Annotated in this window: 17 protein-coding genes; 4 read left to right on the top strand and 13 right to left on the bottom strand. The window is 57.8% G+C overall.

Going from position 1 to position 18,296, the window contains the following annotated elements; all coding sequences use genetic code 11:
- Positions 1-140: 140 nt before the first annotated feature.
- On the top strand, positions 141-1,466 hold the full coding sequence (locus N7578_RS04200) for an FAD-binding oxidoreductase (protein WP_311109044.1): 1,326 nt from the start codon (positions 141-143) through the stop codon (positions 1,464-1,466).
- A 102-nt stretch (positions 1,467-1,568) separates the two neighbouring features.
- On the opposite strand, the gene N7578_RS04195 is transcribed toward N7578_RS04200, so the two are convergent.
- From N7578_RS04195 to N7578_RS04165, 7 genes are all read right to left on the bottom strand, one after another.
- Positions 1,569-2,474 (bottom strand): ABC transporter substrate-binding protein, encoded by a 906-nt coding sequence (locus N7578_RS04195; protein ID WP_311110051.1) that lies wholly within the window; start codon positions 2,472-2,474, stop codon positions 1,569-1,571.
- A 120-nt stretch (positions 2,475-2,594) separates the two neighbouring features.
- On the bottom strand, positions 2,595-3,533 hold the full coding sequence (locus N7578_RS04190; RefSeq protein ID WP_311109043.1) for an ABC transporter substrate-binding protein: 939 nt from the start codon (positions 3,531-3,533) through the stop codon (positions 2,595-2,597).
- A gap of 25 nt (positions 3,534-3,558) precedes the next feature.
- The gene (locus N7578_RS04185) at positions 3,559-5,364 is read right to left on the bottom strand and encodes an amino acid ABC transporter permease/ATP-binding protein (RefSeq protein WP_311109042.1); all 1,806 of its coding nucleotides are present in this window, start codon (positions 5,362-5,364) and stop codon (positions 3,559-3,561) included.
- Positions 5,365-5,377: 13 nt separating this feature from the next.
- Complete coding sequence (locus tag N7578_RS04180) at positions 5,378-5,935, bottom strand: GNAT family N-acetyltransferase (RefSeq protein WP_311109041.1); 558 nt, start codon at positions 5,933-5,935, stop codon at positions 5,378-5,380.
- Positions 5,936-5,956: 21 nt separating this feature from the next.
- Positions 5,957-7,144 carry a M20 aminoacylase family protein gene (locus N7578_RS04175; protein WP_311109040.1) on the bottom strand — a complete coding sequence of 396 codons (1,188 nt, stop codon included), beginning with the start codon at positions 7,142-7,144 and terminating at the stop codon, positions 5,957-5,959.
- 89 nt (positions 7,145-7,233) lie between these two features.
- A complete protein-coding gene (locus N7578_RS04170) occupies positions 7,234-8,574 on the bottom strand; it encodes an LLM class flavin-dependent oxidoreductase (RefSeq protein WP_311109039.1) in 1,341 nt (446 codons plus the stop codon).
- Positions 8,575-8,597: 23 nt separating this feature from the next.
- Positions 8,598-9,599, bottom strand: coding sequence for an LLM class flavin-dependent oxidoreductase (locus tag N7578_RS04165; RefSeq protein ID WP_311110050.1), 1,002 nt, complete (start codon positions 9,597-9,599; stop codon positions 8,598-8,600).
- A 332-nt stretch (positions 9,600-9,931) separates the two neighbouring features.
- On the opposite strand from N7578_RS04165, the gene N7578_RS04160 reads away from it, so the two are divergent.
- Positions 9,932-10,381, top strand: coding sequence for an Rrf2 family transcriptional regulator (locus N7578_RS04160; protein ID WP_311109038.1), 450 nt, complete (start codon positions 9,932-9,934; stop codon positions 10,379-10,381).
- 17 nt (positions 10,382-10,398) lie between these two features.
- Here N7578_RS04160 and N7578_RS04155 read toward each other — a convergent pair whose 3' ends face one another.
- The 6 genes from N7578_RS04155 to N7578_RS04130 form a co-directional block, all read right to left on the bottom strand.
- Complete coding sequence (locus N7578_RS04155; RefSeq protein ID WP_311109037.1) at positions 10,399-11,337, bottom strand: acyl-CoA dehydrogenase; 939 nt, start codon at positions 11,335-11,337, stop codon at positions 10,399-10,401.
- A 68-nt stretch (positions 11,338-11,405) separates the two neighbouring features.
- Positions 11,406-11,951 (bottom strand): flavin reductase family protein, encoded by a 546-nt coding sequence (locus tag N7578_RS04150; protein ID WP_311109036.1) that lies wholly within the window; start codon positions 11,949-11,951, stop codon positions 11,406-11,408.
- A 172-nt stretch (positions 11,952-12,123) separates the two neighbouring features.
- Positions 12,124-13,293, bottom strand: a complete 1,170-nt coding sequence (gene ssuD, locus N7578_RS04145) for an FMNH2-dependent alkanesulfonate monooxygenase (RefSeq protein ID WP_311109035.1) — start codon at positions 13,291-13,293, stop codon at positions 12,124-12,126.
- Positions 13,294-13,512: 219 nt separating this feature from the next.
- The gene (locus tag N7578_RS04140) at positions 13,513-13,821 is read right to left on the bottom strand and encodes a YeeE/YedE thiosulfate transporter family protein (RefSeq protein ID WP_311109034.1); all 309 of its coding nucleotides are present in this window, start codon (positions 13,819-13,821) and stop codon (positions 13,513-13,515) included.
- Between the two features lie 108 nt (positions 13,822-13,929).
- Entirely contained in the window at positions 13,930-14,775 is an 846-nt protein-coding gene (locus N7578_RS04135; RefSeq protein WP_311109033.1) for an NADPH-dependent oxidoreductase, read from the bottom strand.
- A 29-nt stretch (positions 14,776-14,804) separates the two neighbouring features.
- Positions 14,805-15,833, bottom strand: a complete 1,029-nt coding sequence (locus N7578_RS04130; protein WP_311109032.1) for an LLM class flavin-dependent oxidoreductase — start codon at positions 15,831-15,833, stop codon at positions 14,805-14,807.
- A 417-nt stretch (positions 15,834-16,250) separates the two neighbouring features.
- On the opposite strand from N7578_RS04130, the gene N7578_RS04125 reads away from it, so the two are divergent.
- The gene (locus tag N7578_RS04125; RefSeq protein ID WP_311109031.1) at positions 16,251-17,177 is read left to right on the top strand and encodes a dihydrodipicolinate synthase family protein; all 927 of its coding nucleotides are present in this window, start codon (positions 16,251-16,253) and stop codon (positions 17,175-17,177) included.
- Positions 17,178-17,400: 223 nt separating this feature from the next.
- Positions 17,401-18,255 (top strand): D-amino-acid transaminase, encoded by an 855-nt coding sequence (locus tag N7578_RS04120; RefSeq protein ID WP_311109030.1) that lies wholly within the window; start codon positions 17,401-17,403, stop codon positions 18,253-18,255.
- The last annotated feature ends 41 nt before the right edge of the window (positions 18,256-18,296 follow it).

Here is an 18,296-nt window from a genome sequence, read left to right as displayed (position 1 = left end):
GACGCGGCGGAGATTTTTTCATAAAGCATAATGAGTTGGATATATGGCCTTCAACAGCAGGACATGCTGACATTCGGCGCAGTCTGGTAACGTTTTACCGTCAGGCAGGTTACATTATTGCGAATTGAAGGAGCCTTGCCATGCCTGCCCCGTTGCACCACATCACGACCTCGCCTGACCTGCCGAAATCCGCGGATGCGGTTATCATCGGTGGCGGGATAGTGGGCGTGTTCGCCGCCTATTATCTAGCGCAGCGCGGCCTCAAGGTGGCGCTTGTTGAAAAAGGACTGATCGGCGCGGAGCAATCAAGCCGGAACTGGGGATGGTGCCGCCAGCAGAATCGCGACGCCCGCGAACTCCCAATGGCCACCGAAAGCCTGACATTATGGGAGAGGTTTGCAGCAGAAAGCGGCGAAAACACGGGTTTTCGACGGTGCGGCCTCCTCTATCTAAGTGACAATGAAGCGGAACTTGAGGGATGGGCGCGCTGGCGCGACTTCGCCATCACCGCCGGAGTAACAACCCAGATGTTAAGCTCCGAAGCCGCGAGCGAACACGGAAAGACGACTGAAAAGCGCTGGAAAGGCGGCGTCTTTTCACCCACGGACGGCACGGCCGACCCATCGCTCGCCGCACCGGCTGTTGCGCGTGCCATCATGAAGCTTGGCGGCAGTGTGCATCAGAACTGCGCGGCACGCGGCATCGAAACAGAGAACGGCAGCGTCAGCGCCGTCGTTACCGAAAAAGGCACAATCCGCACGAAAACGGCCATCATGTCAGGTGGCGCGTGGGCATCCTCTTTCTGCCGCCAACTCGGCATCCGTTTTCCGCAAGCCTCCGTCCGCTCCTCCATCCTGTCCGTTACCCCCGGTGCGGAAGGTCTGCCGGACGCGCTGCATACCGCCGCTGTCTCGGCGACCCGCCGCAGCGATGGCGGCTATACACTTGCCATTAGCGGACTCGGTCGCATCGATCCGACGGCACAGCAATTGCGGTTTGGGCGCGAATTCGTTCCGATGTTTCTGAAACGCTGGCGCAGCCTGCGGCCGGGCGGACTGGAGGGCATTCGCGGCGGCCATGAATCGCTGAAACGCTGGCGTCTGGATGCTCCAACCCCGATGGAGCGAATGCGTATTCTCGATCCGAAACCCAACGCAGAGGCCATCCGCCTCACCCACGAGCGCGCTCTCGATCTGCTCCCGGAACTGCGCAAAACGACGATTTCGGCAGCATGGGCGGGTTTCATCGACAGCACACCGGACGGAGTTCCCGCCATTGGCGAAACAACGGAGCTGCCTGGCTTTATTCTCGCTGCCGGTTTCAGCGGCCATGGCTTCGGGATCGGACCAGGGGCAGGCCATCTGATCGCGGACATCGTGACAGGCAGCGCACCGATCGTTGACCCAACAGCCTATCACCCGGACCGTTTCCGCGGATCGGCATGGGGCAAGGTCGCCGATTTCTAAAAAATCAAGGCATTTTCCGCATCTGCAAAACGTTGACATCAATCAAAACAGCATCCGCAGGTTGCCCTGCGAATGCTGCCCGCCCGCCGCATTTTCTGATTGTCAAGTCTTCGGCAATCCCGGCGGATTGGTTCGCGATTCAGGCAATGCCTCTTCCGAAAGCTTCCAACGGTCGAGGATTTTCGCATAGGCGCCGCTTTTGATCAGATCGTTGGTTGCCAACGTCAGCGCATGGGCAAGGCCGGATCCCTTTCTCGTGGTGATCGCCACATCGGAACACTCTGGCCAGCCCGCCGACAGCGTTCCGACACGCTTGATGTTCTTGTCACGCGCCGCGATGAAAACCAGCTGGGCGTGCGGCTGAACGATGACATCGGCACGGCCGGCGGCAAGCGCAACGAAACGCGTTGCCTCGTCATCGTAATATTGAAGTTCGATGGGCTTCAGTCCTGCGGCTACGTTTTCGTCGCTCCACTTCAGGAGTATGCGCTCCTGATTGGTGCCGGCGCCGACGATGATCCTCAAACCTGCCGCGTCCTTCGGCTGCTGGATCGAGGCGATGCCACTGTCAGATTTCACGAAGAAGCCGTGAAGACCCTGCCGGTACGTGGAGAAATCGAATTTTTCCTTGCGCTGCTCGGTAACACCCACATTGGAAATCACCGCATCGTACTTGCCTGAAGCAAGACCAAGCGGCCAGTCTGCCCACGCTACGGAAACGAGTTCAAGGTCAAGACCAAGGCTGTCGGCAATCGCCAGAGCATAGTCGGGATCGGCACCCACGACCGTCTTTGCGTCAGTTGCATAGGTTGCCAAAGGAGGCCCGCCAGGGGAAACGGCGACAGTAAACTTGCCGGGCGAAACGAACTTGAAATCCTTCGGCACGGCAGCGACGGCAGCCGCGTCTTTCTCGACACGCACCCGGCCGGGTTGCTCCGGCGAAAGATCGAAAACATCGCCAGCAAACGCTGGTGCGGAAACGGCAAATGACAGGAGAGCGCCGGTCATGGCCACGAAAAGGCGATAAGAAAGCGTCATGTGGATGTCTCTGGAAAAGGGTTGGCCGAAGTGGGTAGCGCGGGCGGGAGGAAGCCCGCGCTACCGGCTGAGTGATGTCCCACCTTCAACTCAGCTTTTCGGCAGACCGGGCGGGTTCGTCCGGGATTCCGTGATGGCTTCGGAGCCGAGATTCCAACGGGCAAGAACCTTGGCGTAATTCCCGTTCTTGATCTGCGCATTCAGGGCCGCCGTAATGGCGTCCGCAATGCCGGAGCCTTTTTTGGTGGCGACGGCAATTTCCGCAGCCTCTGGCCAGCCGCCGGAGAATGTACCGACCAGCTTGGTCTTCTTCTGGCTTGCAGCCTGGAAAGCGGAGGTGGCGTTAGGACCGAGATAGGCATCAGCGCGACCGGACTGCAGGGCAACGTCAAGCACCGCCTGATCGTCGTAATACTGCACTTCGGTATCGGCCAAGCCTTTCTCCTTGTTGTCCTTGATCCACTTCAGCAGGATCTGCTCCTGGTTCGTCGCGGCACCAACGATTACCTTCAGTCCAGCCACATCTTCCGGCTTGCCGATGGTCGTGACCTTACTGTTGCTAGCCACATAAAAACCCAGCAGGTCATTGCGGTAGCTGGAGAAATCGAACTTCTCCTTACGCGCTTCCGTAACGGTGATGTTGGATGCGACCGCATCGTATTTCCCGGAAGACAGACCGAGCGGCCAGTCCGCCCAGGCAATCGGAACAAGCTGCAGCTCAAGGCCCAGGCTATCGGCGACGAGTTGCGCGATATCCGGCTCGACGCCGATAGGTGTCTTCGTATCGCTTGCATAATCGACGAGCGGCAAACGGAACGGAACGGTGGCAACCGTCAGCTTTCCATCCGCGATGAACTTGTACCCGGCAGGAAGCAGCTTGATTGCGTCCTCAACCTTCTCGACGCGGACACGCCCCTTCTGCTCCGGCGACAGATCGACCTGCTGTGCATGAGCGGCCTGCGTGAGTGCCATGGTGACGGCGAGAAAGCCGCTCGCGGCGAGAGAAAAAAATTTCGATGAAAAAGCCATGTGAGTGTTTCCTTGTTATTGATAATTATAGAACTTTTGCGAGGAATTCGGCCGTACGGGGATGATCGGGTCTGTTGAAGACCTTCTCCGGACTGCCGGTTTCGAGTATCCGGCCCTGCTCCATGAAGACGACCGTATCGGACACCTCACGGGCAAAACCGATTTCATGCGTGACGATGATGAGCGTGACGCCGGAACGGGCGAGCTCCTTGATGACATCGAGCACTTCGTTGACGAGTTCCGGATCGAGTGCCGATGTCGGCTCATCGAAGAGGAGAACCTTGGGCCGCAGTGCAAGCGCGCGGGCAATGGCGACACGCTGCTGCTGGCCACCGGAAAGCTGGCGCGGATAGGCGTTTTCCTTTTCCGACAGGCCAACACGGGCCAGAAGCTCGCGTGCCTCTGCTTCCGCCTGCTCTCTGGAAATACCGCGGACAGATACGGGGGCCTCGATGATATTTTCCAAAGCGGTGAGATGCGGGAAAAGATTGAAATTCTGGAAAACCATGCCGACTTCGACGCGGCGCTTCAGGATGTCCTTTTCCTTCAACTCGTAGAGCGTCTCACCCTGCTGCCGATAGCCGATCAATTCGCCATCAATGGAGATGAAACCGTCATCCACGCGTTCCAGATGATTGATCGACCGCAGGAGCGTCGACTTGCCCGACCCGGACTGGCCGAGAATGGTTGTGACACTGCCAGCCGGAATATCGATGCTCACCTCGTTCAGCACCTTCAACGATCCGAAAGATTTCGAGACGCCGTGGATGCTGACATCGCCACCGCGATTTCTAGGTGGTGTGGCACTCGCCGCAACAACCGCCTTCCGCTCGATTTTCACGGCTTGATCCGGCTGCGGCACCCCGGCCTGAACCTCTGCTTTTCGAGGCAGCAGCGTACGATAAAGCGTGTTGAAAACCGACGGCGGCGGGTTGCGAAGCGCACCGCGGGAAAAATGCCGCTCGATGTAGTGCTGGATGATAGAAAGCACCGTCAGGATCACAAGATACCAGACGGTTGCCACCATCAGCAGGGGAATGACCTCCAGATTGCGGCGATAGATGATCTGGATGGTGTAGAAGAGTTCCGGCAGCGCGAGGATGTAGACCTGCGAGGTCCCCTTCGCCAGACCGATGATGTCGTTGAACGCGGTCGGCAGGATGGAGCGCATGGCCTGCGGAAGAACGATACGCGATGCCTGTCGGCCACGGGGCAGACCTAGTGCGGCCGCGGCTTCAAGCTGCCCCTGGTCCACGGACAGAATGCCGCCGCGAACGATCTCTGATGCAAAAGCCGCCTGATTGAGCGTCAGCCCCAGAACCGCTGCCGCGAACGGCGTCATGATCTGGGTCGTGTTCCAACTGAAGAAGTTGATGCCGGTATAGGGTACGCCGATCGTGACGGTTTCGTAGAGATAACCCAGATTGTTGAGGATCAGCAGCAGCACGATCAGAGGGATCGAGCGGAAAATCCAGATATAGGTCCATGACACTGCCACCAGAAGCGGAGAGCGCGAAACGCGTGCAAGGGCCAGCAATGTTCCAAGCGCAAACCCGAACAGGGCACCAAGCACTGTCAGTAGCAGGGTGCGTCCCAGCCCCACAAGGACCGGTTCGGCAAAGAACCATTCGGCAAAGACATTCCAGCCCCAGCGCGGATTTCCGAAGATTGAATGCAGGACGGCGGCGATAACCAGAACGGAAAAGACCGTGCCAAGCGTCCTGAGGGGATATCGGGCAGGCACGATACGGAAGTGAGCATAGGAGCCTTTTACCGGCTCGCTTTTGTCCTCTTTGCCCGCAATGGTCGGAAAATCCGATACGATCGTCATCGAAAATCGCCTTTCACTGATGAATCTGGGCGTGCTGCGGTTTTGTGTCAGCCGTTGGCGTGCCGCCGAAGACAGCGTCCTGATCCCCTTTGGGAAGCCATTTCTCGAACGGCAACGACCGGATCGTCTCAGGCTCCGCCGTCGTGTCGAACAGCGCGCGATAGCCATTGGTCAGATAAAGTCCCACCGCTTCCGGCTGGCGGAAGCCCGTAGTCAGATAGACGCGGGCGTAACCCTGCCGGACGGCCTGCTTTTCCAGCTCCAGCAGCACCTTCTTGGCAAGCCCCTGACGGCGATGCGCTGAATGGGTCCAGACCCGCTTGAATTCCGCGGTTTCATCGTCGTAGCGCATGAAGGCGCCGCCAGCGATGGCCTCACCGTTGCGCAGCCACAGAAGGAAATTTCCGTAGGGAGGACTGAATGCTTCCGGCGGGTATCTGTTCAGTTCCGCCTTGGCGCCCTCTTCATTGAAAAAAGTGCCGTAACGGCTGTCGTATTCGAAGAGAAGCTCATCCAGCAGTGGCTTGGCGAGCGGATCGAGAACCGAGGTATAAAGAAAACTGTCGCTCATGTTTCTTCCCAATGTGTTGTATCAAGAGAGAAATTCCTCGGTCAGCCGCACCCAGTAGCGCGCCGCCGGTGCGATGATCGCGTCGTTGAAATCGTAATGGGGGCTGTGCAACGGAGCGCTGTCGCCATTACCAACGAAGACGTATGAACCCGGACGCTCCAACAGCATGAAAGCGAAATCCTCGCTCGCCGTGCGGGGCTGAAAATTCTCGGCAACCTGCCCGACCGGGAAATGACGCCGTGCGACAGCCTGCGCAAAGCCGGTCTGTTCGACGTGATTGATGACGGGGGGAAATCCGAGTTCATACCGGACGTCGGCCAGAGCGCCGAAACTTGCGGCCTGCGCTTTTGCAAGCGCGGGTACCCGTTCTTCGAGCTGCTTGCGCACGGACGGCGAAAAGGCGCGTGCCGTTATCTTCAGCTCGACGCTTTCCGGAATGACATTGGACGCAGTGCCGCCATGAATGGATCCGATCGTCAGAACCGCCATTTCTCGCGGATCGACATTGCGGGAAACCACGCTTTGCAGGGCGGTTATGAAACTTGCCGAAGCCAGAACCGGATCAACCGTCTCATGCGGTGCAGCACCATGTCCGCCCTTGCCTATGATCCTGATCGTCGCCTTGTCGACCGAGGCCATGGCCGCGCCTTCGACAAACCCCAGTTGGCCTGTTGGGACACCTGGCCAGTTATGAAGCCCGAAAACGGCATCGACCGGGAAACGCTCGAAAAGCCTGTCGGCAATCATAGCCCTCGCCCCGGCACCGATTTCCTCGGCAGGCTGGAAAATCAGGGTGATCGTTCCGGAGAAATTGGACTGTTCGGCGACATAACGCGCCGCAGCCAGCAGAATGGCTGTATGGCCATCATGACCGCAGGCGTGCATGACACCCTGCGTCTGGCTCGCATAGGCAAGCCCGGTTTCCTCGACGATCGGCAGGGCGTCGATATCGGCGCGAATGCCAAGGCGTTTTTCACCATTGCCCCGCCGCAAGGTGGCAACAACACCGTGACCACCGACACCTTCAGTAACCTCATAGCCGAACGAAAGCAGGTAACGAGCGATAAGGCCCGCCGTGCGTTTCTCATTCAGCGACAGTTCGGGATGCCTGTGAAGATCACGCCTCAGCGCGATGATCTCCTCCGAGAAGGCAAGGATTCCCCGTTCGGCGTCGTCATGCTGACGCGCGCCGTCAATGTGAATATTCATCAGTCTGATCTCCTGCGCGGCGATCGTTTCAGCCGCGCCCGCCTTCGTGCTACCGGGGAGTGGCTGCTACGCCCCTCACCCTTGAAATTTTACGCAATCGCCCGCTCCGAGGCGGCCTGTCCTGCCGAGTACACGCTCTCCTTGAAGCGCAACCCGAGATGCTCACGCAGGGTTTTGCCTTCCAGATGCGGATCGAAATAACCGCGCCGTTGCAGGACGGGAATGACGAGGCGCACGAAGTCGTCCAGCCCCTCGGCAATGACCGGGAAACCCAGAATGAAGCCGTCGGCGGCATCGTGCTCCACCCAGCGGATGATTTCGTCCGCCACCTTGTCGGGGGTGCCGATAAACCCTTCCCGCGGCGTAGCGGCATCGAGAGCTGCTTCACGCAGGGTCTGGTTCTTTTCCTTCGCACGACGCTTGATCCGGTCCGTGGTGGAACGGAAGCTGTTCTTGCCGATATCGCCAAGGTCCGGGAATGGTTCGTCCAGCGGATAGACGCTGAAATCGTGGTGATCGAAGAAGCGTCCGAGATAAGCCAATGCCTCGTCAATCGTGATGAGGTTGCAGATAACGGCGTATTTGGCCTCGGCCTCTTCCTGGGTTTCTCCGACAATGGGACCGATACCTGGGAATATCTTGACGTCGGAAGCCGACCGGCCCTGCGCCACCGCACTCTGTTTGACGCAAGCAAGGAAGGTCTGGTTCTCTTCCAACGACGCCGAATTCGTAAAGACGGCATCGGCGTGTTTACCAGCAAGGCCAATTCCGGCGTCGGAAGACCCCGCCTGGAAAATCACCGGCTGGCCCTGCGCGGAACGCTGGATGTTGAGCGGACCTTCGACCGAGAAAAACCGGCCCTTGTGACCAAGCGTGTGAAGCTTGTCCTTGTCGAAAAACTGCCCGGTTTCGCGGTTGCGCACGAATGCATCGTCATCCCAGCTGTCCCATAGCCCCTTGATGACCTCCAGATACTCGTCGGCGATCTCGTAACGAAGCGCGTGCTCGGGATGATTGCGGCTGTAGTTCTTCGCCGTTCCTTCCAGCGGGGTCGTCACAGCGTTCCAGCCTGCGCGCCCACCACTCAGCAGGTCGAGAGAGGCGAACTGGCGCGCGATGGTGAAAGGATCGCTATAGGATGTGGAAACCGTTCCAGCCAGCCCAATTTTCGACGTCACCGAGGCCAAAGCGGACAGAACCGTCAGCGGTTCGAACCGGTTGAGGAAGTGCGGTATGGATTTGTCGTTGATGTAAAGACCGTCCGCAACGAATGCGAAAGCAATGCCTGCCGCTTCGGCTTTCAGGGCTGTCTTTTTGAAAAAGTCGAAATTGACGCTGGCATCCGTGGGGCTCTTCGGGTGCCGCCATGCATTCATGTGGCCACCTGGCCCTTGCAGCATGATGCCGAAACGGATGGATTTTTTCGTCATATCGTTCTCTCCCTGTGAGGAATTCATGCCGCCCTGGACAGGCGGTGGGTTGCCAGCAGCTCGATCGATGCCAGCCTTTGATCCGCGCCGACATGGGGGGGCTCGATGATGAACTCTTCGATGCCATGTTCATCGGCGAGACGGCGAAGCTCCCGGTGGATGTCCAGTGGGGTGCCGTGCAGTACGTTGGGCCGACGCTCCTCGACGCGATAATTCTCATCTCCGGCCTGACGGGCAAACTCCTCCGCCTGTTCCTGGCTGCCGAGATTGAACGCCCGCCCATCACTCAGGAACACCCGATAGATTCGCTTGTCCTCAACCTGCCGTTTCGCATGTTCCGGATCATTGGCTGCGAAAGCAGAAAGCGCCAGAACCGGCGATTTGCCGCTTTTTTCGCGGTACTCGGTCAGGCTGCGGCGCAGATTTTCCGGATCGCCATTGAGGTGTCCGGCAAATACGAAGTTCCAGCCCTTCGACGCGGCAAGCCTTGCGCTTTCCGCGCTTGCCCCCAACAGGAAGCGCTCCGCAGCAACCGGCGGTACAGGCGTCGCCAGAAGCCCCGCCTCGTCGTGGCCTTTGGGCGCGGCACCAGAAAGAAAGGTGTTCAGTTCGCCAAAAGCCGTTTCGAAATCAGGCTTCTTCGCGGGGTCATAGGCCTTCTGCAGGGCAGATGTGGCAAGTGGCAATCCGCCAGGCGTCTTGCCCACACCGATATCCACGCGGCCCGGAGCCAGTGAAGACAGGACGTTGAACACTTCAGCGACCTTGTAGGGGCTATAGTGCTGCAGCATGACGCCACCTGAACCCACCCGGATACGAGAGGTTTTGGCCAGAATCCACGAGACCAGAGCTTCCGGCGCAGAGCCAGCCAGCTCCGGTGAATTATGATGTTCGGCGACCCAAAAGCGACGATACCCCAACTCTTCAGCTCTTTTCGCCAGATTGATGGTATCGAGGAAGGCGCTGGCGGCATTTTCACCCGAAGCAACCGGGCTCTTATCCAGCAAGCTGAGCGTATACATCATCACCTCAGTCATCTTTGACAATGCATACTTTTTCTACTGATTTCATATTCTAATAAAGGACGATCGTTCCACGTTTCATCGCGAACGGAAAAAATCTTGTTTTCCTTTTCGGATGGCTGAGAAGTGCAGTGAATATGGAGCGCATGCTCGTGGCATCCGGCATCCCGCCAGCCTAGGAGCCAGAAATCGTCTGCATTTATCGATACGGCCGCCCACTGCGGCCAAAAGCAGGAGAAATGGACTTGCGAAGGAAATCGCTAAAAACTACGTAGTAAGTTGAAAAACAATCGATCCGGCGCGTCAGCGCGTGCCGGTTACTTTCGGGCGGATCAATGCTGACAAAAAAAGGCAAATACGGACTGAAAGCTCTCGTCGATCTGGCACGTCTCCCGCCAGGGGAGACGGCTTTTGTGACGGAGATCGCGACCCGTAACAACATTCCGAAGAAGTTTCTCGATACCATTCTTCTGGAGTTGCGCAATACCGGCATTCTCCGTTCCAAGAAGGGTCCGAACGGGGGCTACTCACTCTCGAAAATGCCGACCGAGATCATGATCGGGCAGGTCATTCGCACACTTGACGGGCCACTGGCACCCATTCGCTGTGCGAGCCGAACAGCCTTCGAAGCGTGTGACGACTGCGACGATCCGGATAACTGTCAGGTGAGGTTGTCGATGACGGACGTTCGGGACGCCATCGCAACCATCCTCGACAACATGACGTTGGCGCAATTCGCCGAAAAGGACGCGGCAAGCGCTCAGTCCTTGCCGTCAGGCAAATAAACGGAACCCGAACCCTGCTATCGGCGCAGATCGTCTCCGAGTGACGCGATCAGGCCGGAGGCGCTTTCAGCATCATTCAGCCCGGCCCTGAGCATCAGGATTTCCAGAGTGATCGCCGCACGTCTGACTGAGCGGAATGTTACGTTTTCAGCTCCTACCTGTGCGGCGTCGATCATTGCAGCGACCCGCGTGATCTGGGCTTTCAAAAGTTCGGCGGCAAGAAAGACCTCGCCGATCTCGGACTGACCTGCAGCTTCGTCGGCAGAAACGTGGGCGAGCATGTCGGAGAGATCGTGCTGGACCTTTCCGAGAACAACAGCTGCCCTTAATAGACTACCCAGTGAAACCGGCAGGTTGTTGGTAGCCTGTATAAGAGGCAGGACTTCATCGGCACGCAGACGACCGTCAGCCAACGCCGACCCACGGCTCCTCACCACAGCGAGAACCGGCTGCCGGAGATAGTTGAAGGCTGGCGTGACGATCCAGTCCGTATCCGATGATGCCGCGACCAGTCTTTTATCCGAGAACCGGAAAGCCAGGTCGTCACCAAGCACAACGGGATGCTCCGGATCTGGAACATCCGTAGCCAGGGAAAAGGTCTCACCCAGACTTGCCTTGTGGAAAAGCACCCGGCGTTGCTCGTCGCTACCCGCGTTGCGGATAAATTCCAGCGCGGTGAAATGCTCAGCGATACGACGGGCCATGTCCGTATCGATTTCAGCCACAATCGCAATCACCTGCGCGATAAGATCGTTCGTGACGTCGGCACCGCCTATATCGTTGGGAACGGACAAGGCAAGAAGACCGGACTGTGAGATGGCCTCGTGAATCTGTCGTGCCGCCTGCATGCCGCATAGACAAGCTATGTCACGTGCTGCCGCCAGAATATCATCGTCAGCAAAAAGCTGCGGGGGAACGGCACGTATTTTCTCGTTGAACTGCATAACGGACCCCATGCTCAACTCCCTCAAAAGCTAAAAACACAGATGCAGCATAACTGTGCCGCGCGCAGCTTCATGGGCATTCAACCCAATGAATGATACCGGCCGTTCTGGTAGATCAGCGAGCCGCCGTTACCGATGCGTATCGCTTCGACTTTGCCGATAACGATGACGTGGCTATGCCGCTCAATGGCTTCTTCGATCGTGCAATCTATAGCCGCAACGGCATCTTCCAGAATGGGAGCACCGCTTGCAAGGCGGGTCCACTCCGCGCCGCGATACCGCTCGGCCCCTTTCAGGCCACCGATACCCGCGAACTGGTTGGCGACGAACTGATGGTTCTCACCGATGATATTGATGGCGAAGTGGCCGAAACGCTGTATGATAGGCCAGGTTGAAGACGAGCGGTTCAAGGCAACCAGCATCCTCGGGGGATCTACCGACAGGGCCGTCGCGGACGTGACAGTCGCACCCGTCCGCGCCTCACCCTCACCGGCAGTGACGAGGCTGACACCCCCGCCGAGCGCTCTGAGAGCAACCTTCAGATTGTCGGCATCAGCCACGCGATCAGATGCGCCACCCCTGGACGTCCTGAACTGTTCATCGTTTGCAGCAAATTGCACCGTCATCGGAAACTCCCGAAAATAGTTTTGTTGCTCAAACAGTTAGCAGCGCCCCAACATCTGAAATAGGCATCGTTTTCCATATTTGATATATTACATAGAAATAATATTTTTATCGCCGGACGTGTGATTTCTCAAACTCACGGAATGTGAAATCACACCCTGCCCCAAACGATCATCATGAACCGGAAACCAGCTTGACGTTGCCGCCATGACCGCCGCCGCCGAAAACCTGTTTCGCGCCAAAGGACGAGCGAATCTGGTTTCTTGGCCCCTCAAGACCGATTTCAGGAAACAACAGTTCCGCCACGCGGTAAGCTTCCTCAAGGTGCGGATACCCCGAGGCGATCACCGTATCGATGCCCAACTCCTGATATTCACGCAGACGCGCGGCGACAGTCTTCGGCGATCCTACAAGCGCCGTTCCCGCACCTGAACGCACCAGGCCAATACCCGCCCACAGGTTCGGCGACACTTCCAGCCTGTCACGACGGCCGTTGTGCAGTGCCTGCATACGCGCCTGCCCGACGGAGTCCGACGCCTTGGAAAATGCCTCCTGAGCGGTCGCGATCGTTTCGTCGGACAGCTTCGAGATCAGCCTGTCGGCGTCGGCCCATGCCTCTTCATCCGTTTCTCTAACGATGAAATGCAGACGGATACCAAATGTCACCTCCCGCCCCCGCTTGGCAGCGGCGGCGCGCACCTTGGCGATCTTCTCGCCCACCTGCGCCGGGGGTTCGCCCCAGGTCAGATATTTATCGGTCAGACCTGCCGAAAACTCGATGCCAGCATCGGAGGAGCCGCCGAAATAGAGCGGAGGGCGCGGTTCCTGCACCGGCGGCAGACCGAGTCTGGCATCATGCGCCTTGATGTATTTCCCATCGAGATTGCCCTTGCCTGTCTCGATCAGGGAGTTGAACACCTCAAAAAATTCTCCGGCGTGGTCATAACGTTCGTCATGCGGAAGAAAAATGCCATCACCGGCCAGTTCCTGCGCGCTGCCGCCAACAACGATGTTGAGAAGCAGGCGACCGCGGGAAACACGATCGAGCGTAGAGGCCAGACGCGCATAATAGGCGGGCGAAGCGACGCCGGGACGGATCGCAACGAGGAATTTCAACTTCTCCGTATGGGCCGCCAGATTTGCGGCGAGAATAAACGATTCTTCGCAGGCAACACCCGTGGGGATCAGCACACCGGAATAACCAAGGCGATCTGCCGCCTGGGCAATCTCCTTGAAATAATCAGGGTCGGCCGGCCGCGACAGATCATCGGAACCGAGATAGCTTCCATCACCCGAGGACGGTATGAACCAGAGAAAATCGAGTGGCTTATCCGTCGCGCTCATCTAGAAACCTCTACAATTTGCCCAACCGGGGCTTGGACTGATTGAGGTGAAAGGGTAGCCATTTATTCGAAGTGTTTAAGAAATTTTGTTCCAAATTGCTTTCACGACAGAGAGTTTATCTCTACGCATGGATGCACTGACGCGGAACAGGTATCGGTGCGACAAGTGTTCCCTTTAACCTTCGGCGCACTGTCGGCACGAACAATCGACAGTCCACATTCAGAGAACCGGATAGAAACCGAACGTCGCGAATGCGATTTCAGACACTTCTTCGCGCTCCACTCCAAGCCCGCAACAAAGCAGGAAAATCCATCCTGATAACGCACCGGCATGGATGCCTGAAAGCAGGACGCCGACAGTGCATCCCAGCGCCGTCATCCGCCCCACCCCATCAGCACGCCACCTGTAAAACGAGTTGCAAGCCCAAGCGAGCCATGACGGCTTGAACTGCCCCGACACCAGCGCGACCGCGAAGCTGGCAAACATCAGCCCCACAACAAAAACGCCGTTGGGGGAATTCGTTTTCATTCCCTTACCCTTGCCGGCAGTGGAAAACGGGAACAGGTAGACTTACGCCTGCCCACCAACAATACTGGTGATGGACGCCGACAGCTCGGCGCCTCTTCAGGCACTCGATCACTTGAGCGAAAACCCAAGTGTTTCAAGCACGTGTGCCAGTTCCGCCCTGCCATTCAGCGCAGCGGCATTTCCGATGCGTTTCGCAACAACGCTCGTCCACCCATGCTGCGGAAGGTTCTGTCCCGCCTGAAAGGTCTTCATAATCGCGTCGTAAGCGGCAAGATCGCCAGCCGAAGGCTCGACATATTTTTCGCGAAACAGAACGGAGGATTGTGGCAGGCGCGGTTTTACGTCGGTCTTCACGTCGACGTCGGGGTAACCGACCGTCAAACCAAAGAGCGCAACGGTTTCAGGCGGAAGATCAAGCTCACGCGCAACGTCTTCGGGGCGGTTGCGGATGCCGCCGACATAACACGACCCAAGCCCAAGAGAATCGATCGCTACCACGGCATTCTGCGCCGCCAGCGCCGCATCGATGGCACCAAGCACGAAGGTTTCCAGATAATCCAGTCCCTCGCCTTCATTTCCATGCGCGTGAGCGATTGCCCGCAACCGCTTGAGATCGATCAGCCACACGAGAAACAGCGGCGCGGCACGAATATGATCATTTCCGCCCGTAAATCCGGCCAGACGCGCCTTGCGCACCGGATCCTCCACCGCAACGACACTCCACGCCTGAAGATTGGATGACGTGGGAGCCGATTGCGCTGCCGCAACCAAAAGCTCGAGAGCTCCATCCGGCAATGGCTTGTCCTGATAGGATCGCGATGTCCTGTGGTTCAACAGCGCGTCCAGCGTGCTATTCCAGAAGGGCGACGAAAATTCCGGGTTCAAACCGTAACGCGCTTCAAGCCGTTGCCGGGCTGTCTCGTTTTCCGCGATGGAAGCCGAATGTATTGTCATTTTTCACTCCGGTTGTTGCTGCCAGTGTTTCATTGATTGCCTGCCACTTTCAAGACCGGATGCCTGCCAGACAGCGGCGGGGCTATGCGGGAAAAATCCTCTATGATCTGCCGATAATCCTCCGCCTGGAATTCATAAGGCAGCTCAAGGCGGAATTCCGACACCAGCGGCAAAACCGGATCTTTCGCCAGCGTCTCCAGAATTTCCTCCGTGGTTCCGACAATATCGGGCAGGAAGAGTGTACGGCGTGGCCCATGCGCCGTTCGCGTACGCTCGGTCCGCCCAGCCACGAACTCGGCATAACGGCGACGCGTTGCCGGAGCCGCGCTATCGGTGGGCAAAATCACGCGGCCCAGCGCGACACGCGGCGTATGGTGATGTACCCAGTCCTGCCGGAAGCGGTTGATCAGTGCGGTCTGGGCCGTATGAAAGTCATCCGTGTTTTCACCGCTGATGATATTGCCCGTCAAGAGATTGAAGCCCGCTTTGCCCGCCCAGCTCGCGGAACTCTGGGAGCCGCCACCGTACCAGAGACGGTCCGTCAGCCCTTTGGCAATCGGGCGAAGCCGCGGCACTTGCGTACCCGCCGCATTTCCCGCTTCGGACTCGCTGGAAAGCGGTTCCGATCTCAAGGCGCGCGCCAGTTTTTCAGCACGTTTATGACTATAGTCCGCCTCCAGCGAAGGATCGGTGTAATCCGGGATCAGATGCGCAAAAGGCGGTGCGCCGACCGAAACGCCGACATTCAGGCGTCCGCGCGACAGAACGTCAACCGTTGCGAGATCTTCCGCTAGCCGGAACGGGTTCTCATAACCGAGCTGGATGACCGCCGTTCCAAGACCGATCGTTTTCGTGCGCTGGGACGCAGCCGCGAGGAATGTGGACGCGGAAGAGACGCCTCTTTCAAGATGCCGCTGGCGGATCCAAGCACCATGATAACCCAGATCCTCCCCACGCTCGAAAAGCTGCAGGGTTTCTTCCAAGCCCTTGAACGGATCGTCATCATCGTAGTTGCCGGGGACCAGAAACGAAAAATGAGTGATGTGGGAAAGTGGCATGATCGCCCTCCAGGCCAAAAATGCGTCAGCACAAAGCAGAGCGGGAGGATGCATGATGAGGAGATGTGTTTGCACGGCATGATCTTTTATTGTGCAAACCGTTCGTGAAAGATCGTTGCCCGTTTCCAAAGTTCACTAAAAATATATATTGAACTGATTACGAAAGCAGCGACCGTATGCAAGCCGGGCACTATCCAGTCTGCCTCCGCATCGCCGAAGAGTGCAGCACCTCACCGTTCCTTTCTCGCGGCCCACGCGACACAAGGTGGACATGCGGAAGACCGTATCTGAGTTTTGACAGGAGAATGCCTCTGGTATACCTGTGATATATCACGGCTGCAGCACCGTTCTTCACCGATCCATCACGTTGCTATATCTGTCGCTCGCAGTCACGTTCCACTTGAACAGGAGAATGCCATGTCATTGATTTCCCAGGATACGAAGGGCGTGTTCGTTATCGCCGTGACGCCTTTCCACGACAATGGCGCGCTGGACGGTTCAAGCATCGACCGCATGGTCGACTTCTATTACGAAAAAGGTGCGAACGGCCTGACCATTCTCGGAATGATGGGAGAGGCGCCGAAACTTACACAAGCCGAGTCCATCGAAGTCACCCGCATTACCCTGCAGCGTTCCGAAGGCAAGCCGGTTGTCGTCGGTGTTTCGGCACCTGGCCTGGCGGCCATCGGTGAGCTGACCAAAACCGTGATGGATATGGGCGCGGCCGGTGTCATGGTGGCTCCGCCCTCCAGCCTTCGCACCGACGAACAGATCATCACCTATTATCGCAACGTCGTTGAAACCATAGGAACCGACGTCCCTGTCGTTCTCCAGGACTTCCCCCTTTCCACCGGCGTGCAGATATCCTCCAAAACCCTTGGCGTGATTTTCGAAACTCATCCGAGCATCGTCATGCTGAAACATGAGGACTGGCCGGGACTGCAGAAAATAACCGATCTGCGCGATGCCGAGGCAAAAGGCCGACGCCGTGTTTCCATTCTCTGCGGCAATGCCGGTGTCTTCCTGCCGGAGGAAATGCAGCGCGGAGCAGACGGAGCAATGACCGGCTTCGCCTACCCGGAAATGATGGTCGACGTGGTGCGTCTCAGCAATGAAGGTGAACATGATGCCGCACAGGATCTGTTCGACGCCTATCTGCCGTTGATGCGCTACGAGCAGCAGCCGGGCCTCGGGCTTGCGATCCGCAAATACATACTGGCCAAACGCGGAGCGATCGCCAGCGCCGCACAGCGTCGTCCGGGCGCAGCTCTGAGTGCTCTTGCCGTGACCGAAGTCGAGAGACTGATCGAACGCCAGACGCGCAGACTGTCTTCCCTGCGATAACAACGATCCGCAACAAAGCCCGGATCAGGGCTTGTCCATGGTCTGCGACGCAGGTATTCCCACCATCTGTGGCGAGATTTTGCTGATGATGGCCACCACGCCCTGCATTGATGGAGGCACTGCGAGGAGTGGAGACAGCACGGTTTGTTCCCGCACCAGTGTCCCGACACAGGCTGGATTTTTTCCCTTCGCCAAACCATATATCTGATCCGGAGATACTTGATTGACACGCATTGTTTATCTGAATGGCGAGTGGCTACCCGAAGCAGATGCCAAGGTTTCCATTTTCGACCGTGGCTTCCTCTTTGCCGACGCCATCTATGAAGTCACTGCCGTGATCGGCGGAAAACTGATCGACTATCCCGGACACAAGGCCCGCCTCAACCGCTCCCTCTCCGAACTTGGCCTGACCTCGCCGCTCTCGGAGGATGAGCTATTGGCGGTTCACAGGGAAATCGTCCGCCGCAACAATCTCGATGAAGGCGTCATCTACCTCCAGATAACCCGCGGCGTCGCAGACCGCGATTTCGTGTTCCCGACCAATGCCGAACCGACGATCACGCTTTTCACGCAGGCCAAGCAACTCGTGAACAATCAGCGCACCGACAGCGGCATTGCAATCGCCACACTCCCGGACCTGCGCTGGCAGCGGCGCGACATCAAGACCGTACAGTTGCTTTACCCCTCCATGGCAAAGATGGAAGCGCGCGCCCGTGGCGCCGACGACGCATGGCTGGTGGAAGACGGTTTCGTAACCGAAGCCTGCTCCGCCAATGCCCATATCGTGACTAAGGACGGCACGCTTGTTACCCGTGAGCTTTCGACTGCGCTTCTGCACGGCATCACCCGTGGAAGCATTCTCGACCTCGCAAGAAAGGCAGGCGTTGCCGTGGAGGAACGCGCCTTCACTGTCGAGGAAGCAAAGACGGCAGCCGAGGCTTTCATCACATCGGCGGGTAATTTCGCCACCTCGGTTCTCAAGATCGATGAAACAGTGATCGGTGACGGGAAACCCGGACCTGTCGCCAAAAAACTGCGCGAACTGTATATCGAGCACCAGCTCGCATCGGCGATCTGAGGCCAGTCCACGTCACTAAAATACGCCGAAATCCGAAGGCG

The organism is Agrobacterium tumefaciens, from assembly GCF_031801495.1.
GTDB classification, from domain to species: domain Bacteria; phylum Pseudomonadota; class Alphaproteobacteria; order Rhizobiales; family Rhizobiaceae; genus Agrobacterium; species Agrobacterium tumefaciens_K.
This window is presented reverse-complemented; position numbering and strand designations above follow the sequence as displayed.